Source organism: Priestia sp. JSM ZJ58, assembly GCF_044383985.1.
Lineage (GTDB): Bacteria > Bacillota > Bacilli > Bacillales > Bacillaceae_H > Priestia > Priestia zanthoxyli.
This window is the reverse complement of sequence record NZ_JBISEM010000001.1, coordinates 3,487,919-3,503,537: the sequence shown is the minus strand read 5'-3', so window position 1 is coordinate 3,503,537 and position 15,619 is coordinate 3,487,919. Positions and strand designations below refer to the sequence as shown.

At 38.7% G+C, this 15,619-nt stretch carries 16 protein-coding genes; 13 read left to right on the top strand and 3 right to left on the bottom strand.

What is annotated here, in order from left to right:
* Positions 1-67: 67 nt before the first annotated feature.
* The 10 genes from mtnW to ACH6EI_RS18245 all read left to right on the top strand — a co-directional run bounded on the left by mtnW (position 68) and on the right by ACH6EI_RS18245 (position 9,100).
* Positions 68-1,312, top strand: a complete 1,245-nt coding sequence (gene mtnW / locus ACH6EI_RS18290; protein WP_099330751.1) for a 2,3-diketo-5-methylthiopentyl-1-phosphate enolase — start codon at positions 68-70, stop codon at positions 1,310-1,312.
* Positions 1,309-1,974 (top strand): 2-hydroxy-3-keto-5-methylthiopentenyl-1-phosphate phosphatase, encoded by a 666-nt coding sequence (locus tag ACH6EI_RS18285; protein ID WP_099330752.1) that lies wholly within the window; start codon positions 1,309-1,311, stop codon positions 1,972-1,974. The genes mtnW and ACH6EI_RS18285 overlap by 4 nt, the downstream gene beginning before the upstream one ends.
* Positions 1,971-2,609 carry a methylthioribulose 1-phosphate dehydratase gene (locus ACH6EI_RS18280; RefSeq protein ID WP_028414166.1) on the top strand — a complete coding sequence of 213 codons (639 nt, stop codon included), beginning with the start codon at positions 1,971-1,973 and terminating at the stop codon, positions 2,607-2,609. The genes ACH6EI_RS18285 and ACH6EI_RS18280 overlap by 4 nt, the downstream gene beginning before the upstream one ends.
* Before the next feature lie 15 nt (positions 2,610-2,624).
* Positions 2,625-3,140 carry a 1,2-dihydroxy-3-keto-5-methylthiopentene dioxygenase gene (locus ACH6EI_RS18275; protein ID WP_099330753.1) on the top strand — a complete coding sequence of 172 codons (516 nt, stop codon included), beginning with the start codon at positions 2,625-2,627 and terminating at the stop codon, positions 3,138-3,140.
* A 122-nt stretch (positions 3,141-3,262) separates the two neighbouring features.
* Complete coding sequence (locus ACH6EI_RS18270) at positions 3,263-4,339, top strand: sugar ABC transporter substrate-binding protein (protein WP_063247578.1); 1,077 nt, start codon at positions 3,263-3,265, stop codon at positions 4,337-4,339.
* Between the two features lie 16 nt (positions 4,340-4,355).
* On the top strand, positions 4,356-5,861 hold the full coding sequence (locus ACH6EI_RS18265; RefSeq protein ID WP_028414164.1) for a sugar ABC transporter ATP-binding protein: 1,506 nt from the start codon (positions 4,356-4,358) through the stop codon (positions 5,859-5,861).
* A complete protein-coding gene (locus ACH6EI_RS18260) occupies positions 5,858-6,892 on the top strand; it encodes an ABC transporter permease (RefSeq protein ID WP_028414163.1) in 1,035 nt (344 codons plus the stop codon). Before ACH6EI_RS18265 ends, ACH6EI_RS18260 begins: the two co-directional genes overlap by 4 nt.
* A gap of 86 nt (positions 6,893-6,978) precedes the next feature.
* The gene (locus ACH6EI_RS18255) at positions 6,979-8,319 is read left to right on the top strand and encodes a CoA-disulfide reductase (protein ID WP_028414162.1); all 1,341 of its coding nucleotides are present in this window, start codon (positions 6,979-6,981) and stop codon (positions 8,317-8,319) included.
* A 126-nt stretch (positions 8,320-8,445) separates the two neighbouring features.
* Positions 8,446-8,583 carry a hypothetical protein gene (locus ACH6EI_RS18250; RefSeq protein ID WP_165573317.1) on the top strand — a complete coding sequence of 46 codons (138 nt, stop codon included), beginning with the start codon at positions 8,446-8,448 and terminating at the stop codon, positions 8,581-8,583.
* A gap of 277 nt (positions 8,584-8,860) precedes the next feature.
* Positions 8,861-9,100 (top strand): aspartyl-phosphate phosphatase Spo0E family protein, encoded by a 240-nt coding sequence (locus tag ACH6EI_RS18245; protein ID WP_013082228.1) that lies wholly within the window; start codon positions 8,861-8,863, stop codon positions 9,098-9,100.
* Between the two features lie 64 nt (positions 9,101-9,164).
* On the opposite strand, the gene ACH6EI_RS18240 is transcribed toward ACH6EI_RS18245, so the two are convergent.
* Together ACH6EI_RS18240 and ACH6EI_RS18235 are read right to left on the bottom strand one after the other, a co-directional pair.
* Positions 9,165-9,896: a ZIP family metal transporter gene (locus ACH6EI_RS18240; protein WP_028414161.1), complete on the bottom strand. Its 732-nt coding sequence runs from the start codon at positions 9,894-9,896 to the stop codon at positions 9,165-9,167.
* A 156-nt stretch (positions 9,897-10,052) separates the two neighbouring features.
* On the bottom strand, positions 10,053-10,820 hold the full coding sequence (locus tag ACH6EI_RS18235) for a DUF4931 domain-containing protein (protein WP_028414160.1): 768 nt from the start codon (positions 10,818-10,820) through the stop codon (positions 10,053-10,055).
* Positions 10,821-11,019: 199 nt separating this feature from the next.
* Here ACH6EI_RS18235 and ACH6EI_RS18230 point away from each other — a divergent pair, with 199 nt between their 5' ends.
* Both ACH6EI_RS18230 and ACH6EI_RS18225 read left to right on the top strand, forming a co-directional pair.
* Positions 11,020-11,490: a MarR family winged helix-turn-helix transcriptional regulator gene (locus tag ACH6EI_RS18230; RefSeq protein ID WP_033578375.1), complete on the top strand. Its 471-nt coding sequence runs from the start codon at positions 11,020-11,022 to the stop codon at positions 11,488-11,490.
* A 170-nt stretch (positions 11,491-11,660) separates the two neighbouring features.
* Entirely contained in the window at positions 11,661-13,355 is a 1,695-nt protein-coding gene (locus tag ACH6EI_RS18225; RefSeq protein ID WP_033578376.1) for a M3 family oligoendopeptidase, read from the top strand.
* 25 nt (positions 13,356-13,380) lie between these two features.
* On the opposite strand, the gene ACH6EI_RS18220 is transcribed toward ACH6EI_RS18225, so the two are convergent.
* Positions 13,381-14,964, bottom strand: coding sequence for a PAS domain S-box protein (locus ACH6EI_RS18220; RefSeq protein WP_033578377.1), 1,584 nt, complete (start codon positions 14,962-14,964; stop codon positions 13,381-13,383).
* Between the two features lie 340 nt (positions 14,965-15,304).
* Between ACH6EI_RS18220 and ACH6EI_RS18215 the strand changes: the two genes are divergently transcribed.
* Positions 15,305-15,571, top strand: a complete 267-nt coding sequence (locus ACH6EI_RS18215; RefSeq protein ID WP_049163559.1) for a hypothetical protein — start codon at positions 15,305-15,307, stop codon at positions 15,569-15,571.
* Positions 15,572-15,619: the final 48 nt, after the last annotated feature.

The window sequence follows — 15,619 nt, the reverse complement described above, 5'->3', positions numbered from 1 at the left end:
CCTCTTCTTAATCACAGAAGAGGTTTTTTTATTAACGATATTAAACAGCAAGGGAGTTTTTAGCATAATGAGTGAAATCGTTGCAAGCTACTTACTACATGACAATAAAGGAAATTTTCATAAAAAAGCGGAAGGAATCGCTTTAGGACTAACCGTCGGCTCATGGACAGATCTGCCGCTTTTAGATCAACAGCAGCTTCAAAAGCATAAAGGGCGCGTCGTATCCGTAACTGAGCTTCAAGACTGCGAACGTGTTAACGGATATTTAGGCGGAGAGGTTAAGCAGGCTATTGTCAAAATTGCTTATCCTACTGCCAACTTTTCAAGAGATTTACCGGCTATTTTAGTTACGGTTTTCGGAAAACTATCACTTGATGGAAAAGTGAAATTATTAGACTTGGATTTTCCTGATGAATTATTAGCTGAATTCCCAGGACCGCGCTTTGGAATAGAAGGTATACGAGAGAAACTAGGCGTTTATGACCGTCCGCTTGTGATGAGTATTTTTAAAGGCGTGATTGGAAGAGACATGACGTACTTAACAACTCAGTTGCGTGAGCAAGCGCTTGGCGGAGTGGATTTGGTTAAAGACGACGAGATTTTGTTTGATAGTGAACGAACACCTTTTGAAACTCGCGTTACAGAAGGAAAAAAAGTACTGAATGACGTATACGAAAAAACGGGACACCGCACGCTGTATGCTGTTAATTTAACGGGACGAACGTTTGAATTAAAAGAAAAAGCGAGAAAAGCAGCTGAGCTAGGAGCCGATGTTCTTTTATTCAACGTATTTGCTTACGGGTTAGACGTACTGCAGGCACTTCGAGAAGATGATGAAATTAACTTGCCGATTATGGCACACCCAGCTGTTAGCGGAGCGCTTACGCCATCAGAGTTTTACGGTTTTTCAAATTCATTACTGCTTGGAAAACTATTGCGCTTAGCCGGAGCGGATTTCTCACTGTTTCCATCACCATACGGAACCGTAGCGCTTTCTCTTGAAGATACGACAGGCATTGCCTACGAATTAACGCGTCCTGTGTACAAATATAAGCAGACTTTCCCGGTTCCTTCAGCAGGAATTCATCCTGGAATGGTACCGCAGCTTGTGAAGGACTTTGGAATCGACAGCATTATTAATGCAGGAGGCGGAGTTCACGGTCATCCAGACGGCGCTATCGGAGGAGGAAAAGCATTCCGTGCGGCGATAGATGCAGTACTCTCTCATCAAACACTAGCCGAAAAAGCGGAAGAATCAAAAGAGTTGCAAAAAGCTTTGCAACTATGGGGAACAGCAGAGGTGAAAGCATGACATCGTTAAAAATCTTTTGTGACTTTGATGGAACAATCACAAATAGCGATAACATTATTGCTATTATGAAACAATTTGCTCCTCCGGAGTGGGAAAGTATTAAAGACGACGTGCTAGCACAGCGCGTCTCCATTCAAGAAGGAGTAGGGCAAATGTTTGCCTTGCTTCCCGTGGAATTAAAGGAAGATATTATTTCTTATATTTTAGAGACGTCTGCTATTCGAGATGGATTTGATGATTTTATTGCCTATACAAAAGAGCATCATATTCCGCTTTATATTGTAAGCGGAGGAATTGACTTTTTTGTAAAACCGCTTTTGGGAAATCGAGTTGCAGAGGAAATGCTCTACTGCAACGGATCTGATTTTTCCGGTGAGCATATTTCCATTACGTGGCCTCATACATGTGATAAACAGTGTACAAATGACTGCGGCTGCTGTAAGCCAACGATTATTCGCCATCTTGCAGATGAAAGAGATCATATGGTTGTTATTGGCGATTCAATTACAGATTTGCAGGCTGCCAAATTAGCTGACACTGTCATTGCGCGTGACTTTTTAATTAAAAAATGCGAAGAGCTATCTCTACCGTATCGTCCTTTTTCTACTTTTTATGATGTGATTCACCATTTACAAGAATTAACAGAAGAGGTGAAAGCATGAGTATTATGGCTCAGCAAAGATTACACGAGCTTGCAGATATAAAAGATGAGTTGGCAGAGCGCGATTGGTTCTTCGGTACAAGCGGAAACTTAGCGATTAAAGTGGATCAAAATCCGACAACTTTCTTTGTATCAGCAAGTGGAAAAGATAAAAGAAAACGCACAAATGAAGACTTTTTGTTAGTTGATCAATACGGGAAGCCTGCAGAAGAAACGCATTTAAAGCCTTCTGCTGAAACGCTTTTACACGTTAAGATTTACGAGTCAACGAATGCTGGGTGCAGCCTTCATGTACATACAATCGACAACAACGTGATCTCTGAACTGTACGGAGATGAAGGGTTTATTTCATTCAAAGGCCAAGAAATTATTAAGGCACTGGGTATTTGGGAGGAAGATGCGGAAATTACTGTTCCGATTATTCCGAATTACGCGGATATTCCGACACTAGCAGAAGAATTTTCTCACCATATAAAAGGCGATCAAGGCGCGATTTTAATTCGTAACCACGGGATTACGGTATGGGGGAAAAATGCGTTTGAAACAAAAAAAGCGCTAGAAGCCTATGAATTTCTATTTAGCTACCATGTGAAATTACTATCACTTAAAGGCATTAAGCCAAAGGTGCATTTATAAAAGGAGGAAATAAAAATGGCGCAAATTCGCTTACATGTAAATAATAAAAGAATTGAAACTCAAGAGGAAGTATCAGCTTTTCTGGCAAACAATGAAGTTATTTATGAAAACTGGGATATTACAAAACTTCCAGAAAATCTTCGTGAAAAATATGATTTAACTGATGAAGAAAAAACAGAAATTTTAAACGCTTTTGGTGAGGATATTAAAGATATTTCTGAACGCCGCGGCTATAAAGCTCAAGATGTTATCTCGTTATCGGAATCTACACCAAACATTGATGAATTGTTAAAAAACTTTCAGCGCAAGCATATTCATACAGATGACGAAGTTCGCTTTATCGTAAGCGGTCATGGAATCTTTGTTATTCAAGGAAAAGAAGGCGAATTTTTTGATGTTGAATTAGAGCCAGGCGATTTAATTTCAGTACCAGAAAACATTCTTCATTACTTTACACTAATGGAAGATCGTAAAGTAGTCGCTGTGCGAATTTTCGTGACAACTGAAGGATGGGTACCTATTTACGCATAACAACTACTTGTAAAGCATAGGTCATGATCACCCCGCTTTTACATCTAAAAGCGGGGTATTCTTTGGATTATTATAAAACTAACTATTTTTATATGAATAATAAGTATAATAGGAGGAACACCATGAAAAAGAGTAAAAAAATGCTGTGGCCACTTACTTTGCTCGTACTTCTAGTTTTTGCGCTGGCTGCCTGCACGAAAGAACAGCCAAGTCTAAACGAGAAAGCACAGGCAGCTCCAGCGCAGCAAGCGGCTTCTGCTAAGCCTGTACAGCAAGAAGGAAAACAGATTACGAAAGATACAAAAATTGCGCTTATTTCTGAATTTACATCAGGCACTCACGCTGCTCAGTACATAACAGGTGTGACAAAAGCGGCTAAAAAAGCCGGAGTACAGCTATCCGTTTCTGATTCTAATAATGATCAATCTAAAATGGCTGCGTATTTAGACACGGCTATTAACCAAAATGTTGACGGTATTATGATTGACCACGGCCGGGCTGAAACCCTTGAACCTGGCGTGAAGCGCGCGATTGCAAAAGGGATTCCCGTTATTGCAACAGACGTAGAATTAAAAGTAGAAGGCGTTACAACGATTGACCAAGATGATTATATGCTTGCGCTCCAGGGGTTAAAGCAAATGATGCAGGACATTAACGGAAAAGGAAATATTGTATATGCGTTTGTTGGAGGCTTTGCACCGATGGAAAAACGCGACAGCATTTATAAAATTATGATGAATCGCTATCCAGATGTAAAACAAATTGCCACGTTTGGAAGCGCAACGGACAACACCTCTCTAGACACTCAAAATAAAATGGCGGCTGTATTAAAGCAGTATCCAAATAAAGGAGACATTGCAGCCGTTTGGGCACCTTGGGACGAATTTGCAAAAGGAGTCACAAGAGCGATTAAAGAAGCAGGACGAGATGAGATTAAGGTATACGGAGTGGACTTATCTGATGAAGACCTGCAAATGATGCAGGCAAAAAACAGCCCGTGGAAAGCGTCAGCTGCTGTAAACCCAGCTTCAGTAGGAGAAAAGCAGGTTGATCTGCTTCTTAAAAAGATTTCCGGTCAAGAGATCCCTCGTTATTATTCCTTTGATCCGGTTTTAGTCAAACAAACTGACTTGCCTAATCAAACGATTAATATGGACCAGCTTAGTCAGTACGTAGAAGAATGGGGTAAAAAAGAGTAGAAGTGGAGGGACAGACATGACGAACGAGCTTTCAATGAAGAACATTACAAAAAACTTTGGTTCTTTTCAAGCGCTGAACAAAGTTGATTTTACTGTTCAAAAAGGGGAAATTCATGCTTTATTGGGAGCCAATGGTGCCGGTAAAAGTACGTTGATGAAAATATTGTGCGGAGCTTACGACGAGTACGAAGGAAAGATCTACAAAGACGGAGGAGAAATCTCTATTTCTTCTCCTAAAGAAGCGAAGAGCCACGGCATCGGCATTGTACACCAAGAAGTCGATGTAGCGCTGATTCCTTCGCTATCAGTAGCTGAAAACATTGTGTTAGACGTGCAGGTTTCTAAGAAAAGTAAGACATTTGTAAACTGGAAATCTATTTATAAGAAAGCGGAAGAAGCTCTTTCTTTACTTGGTTCTTCTTTATCCGTTAAAAAAAATGTTGTTGATCTAACTCTATCAGAAAAACAGCAGGTGCTTATTGCACGTGCAATTGTACAGAATGTTGATTATTTAATTTTGGATGAACCAACCGCACCTCTTAGTGTGGAAGAGACGAAACAATTGTTTTCTGTGATGAGAGAGCTGAAGAAAAGCGGAGTAGGCATTATTTATATTTCACATCGTCTTCAAGAAGTGGTTGATATTTGCGACCGCTTAACGGTTTTAAAGGACGGACGCTATGTAGCTACAAAAGAAACTTCACATACATCAATTGAAGACGTGATTACGCTCATGTTAGGAACGTCTTCTGTAAAACAGTGGGTCAAAAAATCAGTAGAAGTTGGAAACGAACTTTTACATGTAGAAGCATTATCCCTTCCAGGGCGCCTTTCGAATATCTCTTTTCATGTAAAAGAAGGAGAGGTAGTCGGTATTGCAGGGCTTGTAGGAGCAGGGAAAACGGAGCTTTGCCGAAGTCTATTTGGTTTAGAGCAATATGTCAGCGGCAGCGTTCGGTTAAAAGGCAAGAAACTAAAGTTGAATAAGCAGCCGTATTATTATATTGCACAAGGTCTTTCTCTTGTTCCTGAAGAACGAAGAAAAGAAGGAATTTTTGTTCATGAATCGATTGCCGATAACTTAGTTTTGCCAAGTCTGTCCCGCTTTACAAATTATTCGTTTCTAAAGCGAGGAAAGATCAAAGAAAAAGCGCAGAAAACGACTGGGCAAGTTGGCGTAAAGTCTCATTCTATCGAGCAGTCAGTTGGAACGTTAAGCGGTGGAAATCAGCAGAAAGTAGCAATCGGAAAATGGCTTGTTACGGATTCTGACGTACTGTTGTTCGATGAGCCAACTAAAGGGGTTGATGTGGGCTCTAAGCGAGAGATATTCGACTTAATTACAGGGCTTGTGTCACAGCAAAAAGGCGTTGTTTATGCAACCTGTGAATTCGAGGAGCTGCTAGGGGTAGCGGATCGAATTTATGTTATGTACAACGGGAAAATCGTGAAAGAATTATCCAAAGAAGAAGCAACTAGTGAAAAATTATTTTATTATACAGCAGGAGGAGTAAAAGGATGAGTGCGGAGTATGTAACAGAACCTGTAGCGAAACCAAAGAGAAAAATAAGCGTTTTCGACTTTTTTTACAAATATGGGACAGTCTTAATGATTTTTGTTATTATGATTATTTTTTCCATTGCCACACCTAACTTTTTAACAGGAGAAAACATTAGTGATATTCTGCGCTCTATTTCCATTGTTACCTTAATTGCGCTTGGTGTAACGATATCGTTAACCGTCAACGGACTCGACTTATCTGTAGGATCTACGGCTGGTTTAGCCACTATTTTATCAGCTTCTATGCTCGTTTTACATAGACAAGAAATTGCAGTCGCGATCATTGTTCCGATTATTGCATCGCTTCTCATCGGGTTAGTGAATGCTTTTTTAGTAGTGAAAGTAAAGATTCCTGATATTTTAGCCACGCTTTCCATGATGTTTATCGTACAGGGGATTTTATTAACGTATACAAAAGGCTCAGCTATTTATACCAATATGCCTTTACCAAGCGGAGAAAGAGCTCCGGGAATTTTCATTCCTTCTTTCCTTGCGCTGGGGCAAGGTCACTTTCTAGGTATTCCCGTCCCTGTGATCATTATGCTGCTGACTGTGCTGCTTGTTCATATCGTTTTTTCCTATACAAAGTTTGGTCGTTTTTTCTACGTAACAGGAGGTAACATAGAAGCAGCAAGACTTTCGGGTGTACCGGTTAATCGTTATCGTATGTATGCCTATATGTTTTCAGGTTTGCTTGCTGGAATTGGAGGAGTCGTTTTAGCTGCCCGTATTGGAGTAGGAGAAGTGAACGCAGGCTCACCATTTTTAATGGATGCCGTAGCTGCGACATACATTGGCTTTTCCGTATTTGGAGCAGGGAAACCGAATGTATTCGGGACGCTGATTGGCTCTATTTTAATTGGTGTGCTGTTAAATGGATTAACGATGCTAAATGTTCCGTATTATATGCAAGATATTATTAAAGGAGCTGTATTAGCAGGAGCCTTGGCTTTAACGTATTACCGCTCGAAACAAACATCTACGGCTGTGTAAACAGCCGTTTTTTTTCGTTTGAAATCGGGAAGAATAAGGAAAAACAATAGTATAATCTATTATTTATGTAGAAAGAGGGAGTATAGATGAAACGTGTCGTCATTATAGGAGGAGTAGCCGCCGGAATGAGCGCAGCTTCACAGCTTCGCCGGATGAAAGAAAAAGAAGAAGTGGAAATCCTTGTGTTTGAAAAAGGTGGAGATATCTCTTACAGCGCATGTGGCATGCCTTACTATTTGTCAGGTGTTGTAAAAGAAAAAGACGATTTGATTGCTCGTACGAAACAAGAGTTTGAAGAGCGAAATATCTCCGTCCATCTTTTTCACGAAGTTAAAGAAGTAAACCATACAAAGAAATACATAGTAGCACAAAATGTCAAAACGCACGCTGAAAAAGAGATAACATATGATGAACTCATCATTGCAACTGGAACAACGGCTGTTAAACCTAATTTTATGAGTGATAACATGCCGAATGTATGCACATTAAAGTCATTAGAAGACAGCGAAAGAATCTATACATATCTACAGGCTCACTCCGTAGAAAAAGTCACTATTATTGGTGGAGGATATGTCGGAATGGAAGTAGCTGAAGCAATGAAGGCTTTGGGAAAAGAAGTACGGGTCATTGAACAGGGAAAGCAGATTCTATCTATTTTAGATCAAGACATGGCAGAGCATCTACAAAAGCAGCTAGATGACGATATTTTATTTCATTTCGAAGAAGAAGTGGAAGCATTGCTGCATTCAGATGGTTCCGTCACTCACGTTCAAACAAACCGTCAAACGTACCAAACGGATTTAGTGATTGTAAATGTAGGAGTTCGTCCGAATACGCAATTCTTAGAAAGAAACGGACTAAGAATGCTTGAAAATGGAGCTATTTTAGTAAACGAGAAGTTGGAAACCAACGTGCCTCATATCTACGCAGCGGGAGATTGTGCAACGAGCTATCACCGCGTATTAAAAAAAGATGTTCATATTGCTCTTGGAACCATTGCCAATAAGCAGGGAAGGGTTCTTGGTTACCGATTAGGGGGAGAAAATAGAAAATTTCCGGGTGTTCTAGGTACAAGCATTGTCAAAGTGATGGACTATGAAATCGGAAAAACCGGCATTTCAGAAAGAGAAGCAAGAGAAAATTCTCTTTTATACAAAACCATCACAGCCGGGGCTCCGAGTCATGCTTCTTACTATCCAGGAGCTGAAAAGATTGTGATAAAACTTGTTTATCATCCTGAAACAAAAGAGATTTTGGGGGTTCAAATGATTGGGAAAGAAGGAGTTGCAAAAAGAATCGATGTATTTGCGACAGCTATTACTTGCCGCCTCACAACAGATGAAATAACCATGCTAGATCTTTCGTATGCCCCTCCTTTTGCTACGGTATGGGATGCTGTACAAATCGCTGCTCAAAAAGCTGAATAAAAAAGAGGCTGGGACAAAAGTAGTTGAGTCCAAGTAAAAAAAGAACCATTCATCAACCTGTTTGATGAGTGGTTCTTTTTTTTTTGATGGTGCACATCGTTTTATTTGTTTCGTTCCTTCTAGCAATTGATTGGAGGGCAAGGAGAAGACTCCTGCGGGAAAAGCGGAACAGGTGAGACCCCGCAGGAGCGAAAGCGACGAGGAGGCTCAGCGGCCGCCCGCGGAAAGCGAAGCCTTGCACGGAAATCAATTGCGGTGTCATAAGCAGTCCAGCTCATGTATCTCATTTGTTCGTCTTTCGTTTGGATTTATTTCGTTATGTCTCAACCTCTTTTTTATTCGACAAGCAGCATCTTTTGTCGAAAAACAACTTGTAAAAAAAAGATAAACGGTATTCCTATAGTAATGTAAGCGTTTGTAAATTCCGACAAAATAATTTTTTTGCGAAAAAAATGTCTATTATTGCGACTCTATTTACATATTTAGTAGAATTTGTAATAATGCGTTATAAGCTAATTTCTTTGTCATAGGAGAGGATTTTGTGTTTGGAGTGAGAAATAGAACGAAATCAGAGAGATTATTAGTGGAAATCGTCCAAAAAAGACAAAAGATGGTGCAGCTCGGAGAAGAAAAAGGTCTGACTAATGAAGAAACCGTTACCTGTAGTCAAGAGCTTGATCAGCTCTTACTCGTTTATCAAAAGCAGCGTTTAAAAGAAGAGGAAGAAAAGACATCGTTTGCCACACTGATTAGCCGCTTTTTATCTTTTTCAAAGCTGTAATGCAGGACAAGCATTCGGGATCGGGCAGTGAAACAATTACGCTGCCCGTGGCCTCTCTTCAGCTTTAAAAAATGTTAATTAAAAAAATCATAAACAAAATACCAAAAATAAACGAATAAGTAGCAAATCTTTCGTTTCCATCGCCGTGACTTTCCGGAATTAACTCTTTATAAATAATAAAAAGCATGGCTCCAGCAGCAAACGCTAATCCATATGAAACGAGAGACTCCACAAAATTAGTTAAATAAAACCCGAGTAAAGACGTTACAATTTCAACTGATCCTGTAAGGGTAGCAATTAAAAATGCTTTTATTTTACTGATATTTTGCTGAGCTAAAAATAGCGCGACCAACAGTCCTTCAGGTGCATTTTGAAGACCGATTGCAAGGGCAATTAAGTTCCCTGTATTTTCAACATTTGAAGCGTAGCTAACACCAACAGACAGTCCTTCAGGAAGGTTGTGCAACGTAATAGCGGAAACAATTAAAAGTGCTTTTTCATCAAACTGTATGCCGGTTTTAGAATGCTCAAGATCAATGTGAGGAATATTCTGCTCCAAGAGTGTTAATGTTACCACGCCAAGCAGTAAGCCAATCGCTAAGGAAAAAAAACCGCCGCTTTGAAGAGATTCTGGAATTAAGCTCATAGTAGAAGCTGCTGTCATAATGCCTGCAGTGAGCGCAAGAAGTATATCTTTCCAGCGATGAGTGAGTTCTTGATTCAAAAATAGAATAGGCAAAGCGCCTACTCCAGTCGATAGCGCAGAAAGAATGCTTCCAATTAGTACCTCAGTCATAAACCGTCTCCTTTTACGTATTCTTCTTTTTATCCTCAATTCACATCGTTCTTTTAGTGTATGTTTTTTTGTTTTCTATGAGCATGACTATTTTAAAAATGAACAGCTTTATGCAATAATTTTACAAAAAAGTTGAACCAGTGAAGGTTCAACTTTTTAGGTGAAGTACAGCTCCTGAACTTGGTTAGCAATGTGCTCAAGCTTATTGGAAACTTGAGGAATGCCATATCCTACATACAAAGGAGATGTGGCAAAGCGAGGAATGATTTTCGCTGCAATTTTGCCGTTTTTAAGATTATAAAAAAACAAGTTGTAGCTCGTGCAGCTACGATGAAAATGATTTAATAAATAGTGAGCAGCCGTTTGAAGATAATCTGCAAACGTGTGCAGCTCTTTGTCAAGCTGATCTGTTATCACGTTAAATTCAAAAAAGCCCATTCGAGGTTTTACAGATAAATTAAATGTGACGTGTTCATTTTTGGCAATTGTGACTCCTTCAAACTGCTCTAGCTTCACATTTTCATTTACATCCATCTCATTTAAACCAATAATTTGCATATGAGGATGTCGTAATGATCCTCCGGACATCGGGCCGTGGTTTTTAAAGAAAAGAACAGAAGCATATTCTCCGCTGTTCATCATCGATATCCATCGTTCAGTAGCAAAACTCAGCAAGGTATACAGATGTTCTTTTGGATAAATAGATAGTTCTGACGAACACTCATCGGTCTCAATAATAACCGTCTGATAAGCATCTTGCAGAACGGGAAACTTATTTTTTAGCCAAATGATAGGTCCTTGTTTTTCAATGATGCCTGTAAGAGATTCTACGTCGCAAAAGGGACAGGGGTTTTGCCGGTTAACGATTGTTTCAGGCTTTTGCGAACCAATCGCGGAATTAAATAATAAATGGGTTGGTTTCATAATCATTCACCTTTTTATGTAATGTTCATATGTTTATTGTATTAAAAGCATATGTATAAATCCACTTATATACATTTTTTATCAAAAAAATTGTACAAGCAGAGAGAATAACCGATGAAATAAGCCTGCTTTGATTGACTTTGAAGGGAAATTTTAGTATTATCTTGATATCAAGATAATATCAAAGGAACTGATTAAAATGACGAATGATGTAACTAGAGAAGAGTTAGACCAATCTCTTAAATTATTTATTGTACTATCTCGTGCCAATCGTTCAATTAATGATCATGTGCATAAATTTATTCAACAGCATGGAATGAATCCAACCGAATTTGCTGTCCTAGAGTTATTGTACCACAAAGGCCAGCAGCCTCTTCAGCAAATTGGCGGAAAAATTCTGTTGGCAAGCGGCAGTATTACGTATGTAGTAGACAAGCTTGAGAAAAAAGGCTTCTTGGAGCGCGTTGCTTGTCCGAACGATCGTCGCGTAACCTATGCAGCTATCACCAAGCAAGGCAAGGGAATGATTGAAAGCATGTTTCCGAGTCACGAAAAAAGAATTCATGAAATTTTATCCGTTTTATCTAGCGAAGAAAAGGAAGTTGCCATTTCGATGCTTAAGAAACTAGGGCACTATGCAGATGAATTTTTGCCGGAATCGACTAATTAAGTAAGGAAAGCTCGTTTGTTTCTGTTGAACAAACGAGTTTTTTCTATGACTTCTTTCATGACCAATCGACATAAAAAATAAAAAGTGACAAAAAATTGAAATTAACAGGAATACAGCTGGATAAAAACGAATTAGGTTACATACAGACAATAGAGGAAGGGGAATAAATGATGAAATTTGAGAATTATACATATACGCGACCTGATATGAATGAAATTGAAAAGCAGTTTGAAAAGGCCATTACACATTTTACGGAAGCAGGGTCAGTCAGTCAGCAAAATGAGGCAATTCGTCTAGCAAACGATGCGTATTCTCAGTACAGTACAATGGGGAACATCTGCTATATTCGTCATTCTATCGACACAGCCAATGAATTTTATAAAGAAGAACAAGACTATTTTGATGAAACACAGCCGCTTTTAGAAGGATACGTAGAGAAATTTTACAAAGCTTTAATCTCTTCACCTTTTAAACCGGAACTAGAAGAAAAGTGGGGAAAGCAGCTGTTTTCTCTTGCTGAAATGCAGTTAAAAACGTTCTCTCCTGAAATAGTAAAAGAGCTGCAGGAAGAAAATAAGCTATCATCTCAATATACGAAGCTAGTGGCGTCAGCTAAAATTGTATTTGAAGGAGAAGAAAGAACGTTAGCTCAGCTCGATCCGTTTATGGAGTCATCTGATCGAGAAATGAGAAAAAAAGCAGCAGAAGCGAAGTTTCAATTTTTTACTGATCATGAAGAGGAATTTGATGATATTTACGACAAGCTTGTAAAAGTGCGGACTAAGCTTGCTGAAAAATTAGGCTATAAAAATTTCGTAGAAGTGGGCTATGCTCGTATGTCTAGAATAGGGTACGATGCTGAAATGGTTGCCGCTTTTCGCCAACAAGTGAAAGAGTATATTGTTCCCCTTACTGAAAAACTAAAAAAGCGTCAGCAGGAAAGAATTCAAGTAGAGAGCTTAACTTATTATGATGAACCGTTTCAGTTTGAAACAGGAAACGCAGTGCCAAAAGGTGATGAAAAGTGGATTATTGAAAATGGACGGGTTATGTATAAGGAGCTTTCTAAAGAAACGGACGAATTTTTTTCCTTTATGCTTGAAAATAATTTAATGGATTTAGTCGCTAAAAAGGGCAAAGCAGGCGGAGGCTACTGTACGTTTATTGAAGAATACAAAGCGCCGTTTATTTTTTCAAACTTTAATGGAACATCAGGCGATATTGATGTGTTAACGCATGAAGCAGGGCATGCTTTTCAAGTGTATTCCAGCCGAGATATGGAAACCAATGAGTATCACTGGCCTACGCATGAAGGAGCTGAAATTCATTCGATGAGCATGGAGTATTTTACATGGCCTTGGATGGAGTTGTTCTTTAAAGAGGACAAAGATAAATACCAGTTTTCTCATTTAAGCTCAGGCTTAACTTTCTTGCCTTACGGGGTAGCAGTTGATGAATTTCAGCATGCTGTATACGAACGCCCTGAGATGACGCCTTCGGAACGAAAACAAACGTGGCGAGAAATTGAAAAGAAATATATGCCTTCTAAAAACTATGACGGCCATCACTATCTAGAAAGCGGGGGCTTCTGGCAGCGTCAGCTTCATATTTACACGTCTCCGTTTTATTATATTGATTACACGCTCGCTCAAATTTGTGCATTTCAATTTTGGAAAAAAGATCGGGAAAATCATGAACAAGCATGGCAAGATTACGTTCATTTGTGTAAGCTTGGCGGAAGTAAGCCATTTTTAGAATTAGTAGAGGAAGCGAATTTGATCTCTCCATTCGAAGAGGGCTGCGTGCAGTCTGTAGTAGATGAAATTGAAAGCTATTTAAATAGTATTGATGATAAAAAGCTATAAAAAAAGCCGCGTTTGCGGCTTTTTTTTATTGACATGTTCCTTCTTTCCATAAAGGAATCGTAAGGGTAACGCTGGTTCCTTCGCCCACAGTGCTTTTAATCTCAAATGTTCCTTTATGCTGATACAGAATGTTTTTAATCACAACAAGTCCAAGACCGGTGCCTGATGGCTTCGTGGTAAAAAAGGGCTTTTGAATGTGCGTAAGCAAATTTGAGGGAATACCCACTCCTGTATCTTTAATGAAAATAGTAAGGCCTTTAGTATGCTGAGTAACGTTTAAATGAATTTCTCCTCCGCTAGGCATAGCTTCGAGCGCATTTTTTAATAAATTAATGAGTACTTGCTTAATTTGATTGGCATCACAGCAGATGTATGTATGCGGAGCTTCCACCTGCGTTTTAACTACGACGTTTTTTAATACACATTCTGATTCATACAGAAGAATAACGTCATTTAAAATAGTAGAGAATGCATGTTTTTTCATAACCGTATCATGAGGTTTAGCGAGCAATAAAAATTCTCCAACGATTGAGTTAATACGATTCAGTTCACTCAGCATGATGGTTGTATAAGAATGGTAGCGGCTGCTGTCTTCATGAATAAGCTGAATAAATCCATTCAGGGAAGTAAGCGGATTTCGAATTTCATGAGCGATGCCCGCTGCCATTTCGCCGGCTAAAGATAATTTATCGGTTTGGCGAAGAAATTTTTCTGTTTCCTTTTCTTCTGTAAGATCGCGTGAAATACCAAAAAGCGCAACGACTTGCTGATCACGATTAAAAATAGGTGAAACAGTAATTTCTACGTCAATTATTTTTCCGTCTTTTCGCTTATCTTGGGTTTCAAAGGCTACCAGTTTTTCTCCTTTTTTAACCCTTTCTAATCGGTTTTCAGCGTCGCCTTTTAAGCCAGCAGGAATAAATGGGATGGCTTTTCCGACAATTTCTTCCGCTTTCCATCCGTATATTTGCTCAAAAGCATCGTTTACTTTAATCACTTTGCCGTCTAGACTGAATACGGAAATGGCGTCGCGATTGTATGTGAAAAAAGATTGTAAATACTCTTGAGCTGAGTAAAGTTCATCTTCGGTTTTGTTCATTTTGACCGTCGTAATAGCAATCAATTTTTTAGAGAAATGAGCACAATACAACAAAATAATCATTGTGATCAGCGTAAACAAAATGAAATAAACGATATCTAATTTCACGAAAGTCACAGATGTAAAAAGAGTGTTGCTTACATAAAAGTACAAAACAATTATTATGGACATTAATGTAGAAGTTACAATAGCGATATAGCTATAGTAAATAAAGCTAACAATTATTCCAAGAAACAAAAACAAATAATTAATAACAGCAGGTTCAATAGATGTTATGTACGCAATATAGGCATAATAGCATATAAAAAAAGAATACATAATGATAGCAGGATGAAAATGAAAGTAATACATAGCCGTCACTACCAATAATAAAACCCCTCCGCTTATAAAAACAATCAGATGAGGATCAGCTGCAATAAAGTGGTATAACACAATGTGGACAAAATACAGCAGCCAAAAAATAAGTAAAAGAATAAAATTACGTTTTTTTATGAGGTTGTGTGATTCCATAAAAAATCCCTTTCTTAAATGGTGAATAACTTTATAGGAGAATAACTTCATAGTCAGCTAGTCGCACGATACAGTAATATATCACTCATATTAGCATAGTTACAACTATGTGAATAGCCGAATTGAGCACTTAGACCAAGGAAGATAGATCTAGAATGTGGCTGGTCATAAACTATTAAGGAAATATGAGGGGAATATGAACGAAATGAAGGAGATGTAAAGCTTTTGTGATAACCTTGTAAAAGTGAACTTTTTTCCAATTAGATAGGCTATACTGCCAGTAGAGCCATATGAATGGTGACTACATAGAGGCTCAGATGATTCGAAAGGAGACGGTAAAATGAACAAAAGTTTATTAGTCAAGTTATTTGGATCACTTCTAGCAATTATGTTAATCACAGCATGCAACTCACAAACGGATGAAAAAGATGCAACAGAACAGCAAACTGAACAGTCGGATGATACTCAATCGGAGGATACAACAACAGATGATTCACAGGAAACAATGAAGCAAGACGAAGCAGATGACTCATCTGGGGATGAAGCAGCTGATGATCAAGAAGAATCAACGGATAGTGCGGACGAAAAAACAGATGAAAGTAAATAAACGAAAGTATTTCTATAAAAAAAAAGCGACTCAAGTAGAGTCGCTTTT

Bases quoted from the DNA above. Each gene is read 5' to 3' on its own strand.
- mtnW (WP_099330751.1), top strand. From the start codon at position 68: ATGAGTGAAATCGTTGCAAGCTACTTACTACATGACAATAAAGGAAAT.
- ACH6EI_RS18285 (WP_099330752.1), top strand. From the start codon at position 1,309: ATGACATCGTTAAAAATCTTTTGTGACTTTGATGGAACAATCACAAAT.
- ACH6EI_RS18280 (WP_028414166.1), top strand. From the start codon at position 1,971: ATGAGTATTATGGCTCAGCAAAGATTACACGAGCTTGCAGATATAAAA.
- ACH6EI_RS18275 (WP_099330753.1), top strand. From the start codon at position 2,625: ATGGCGCAAATTCGCTTACATGTAAATAATAAAAGAATTGAAACTCAA.
- ACH6EI_RS18270 (WP_063247578.1), top strand. From the start codon at position 3,263: ATGAAAAAGAGTAAAAAAATGCTGTGGCCACTTACTTTGCTCGTACTT.
- ACH6EI_RS18265 (WP_028414164.1), top strand. From the start codon at position 4,356: ATGACGAACGAGCTTTCAATGAAGAACATTACAAAAAACTTTGGTTCT.
- ACH6EI_RS18260 (WP_028414163.1), top strand. From the start codon at position 5,858: ATGAGTGCGGAGTATGTAACAGAACCTGTAGCGAAACCAAAGAGAAAA.
- ACH6EI_RS18255 (WP_028414162.1), top strand. From the start codon at position 6,979: ATGAAACGTGTCGTCATTATAGGAGGAGTAGCCGCCGGAATGAGCGCA.
- ACH6EI_RS18240 (WP_028414161.1), bottom strand. From the start codon at position 9,896: ATGACTGAGGTACTAATTGGAAGCATTCTTTCTGCGCTATCGACTGGA.
- ACH6EI_RS18235 (WP_028414160.1), bottom strand. From the start codon at position 10,820: ATGAAACCAACCCATTTATTATTTAATTCCGCGATTGGTTCGCAAAAG.
- ACH6EI_RS18230 (WP_033578375.1), top strand. From the start codon at position 11,020: ATGACGAATGATGTAACTAGAGAAGAGTTAGACCAATCTCTTAAATTA.
- ACH6EI_RS18225 (WP_033578376.1), top strand. From the start codon at position 11,661: ATGAAATTTGAGAATTATACATATACGCGACCTGATATGAATGAAATT.
- ACH6EI_RS18220 (WP_033578377.1), bottom strand. From the start codon at position 14,964: ATGGAATCACACAACCTCATAAAAAAACGTAATTTTATTCTTTTACTT.
- ACH6EI_RS18215 (WP_049163559.1), top strand. From the start codon at position 15,305: ATGAACAAAAGTTTATTAGTCAAGTTATTTGGATCACTTCTAGCAATT.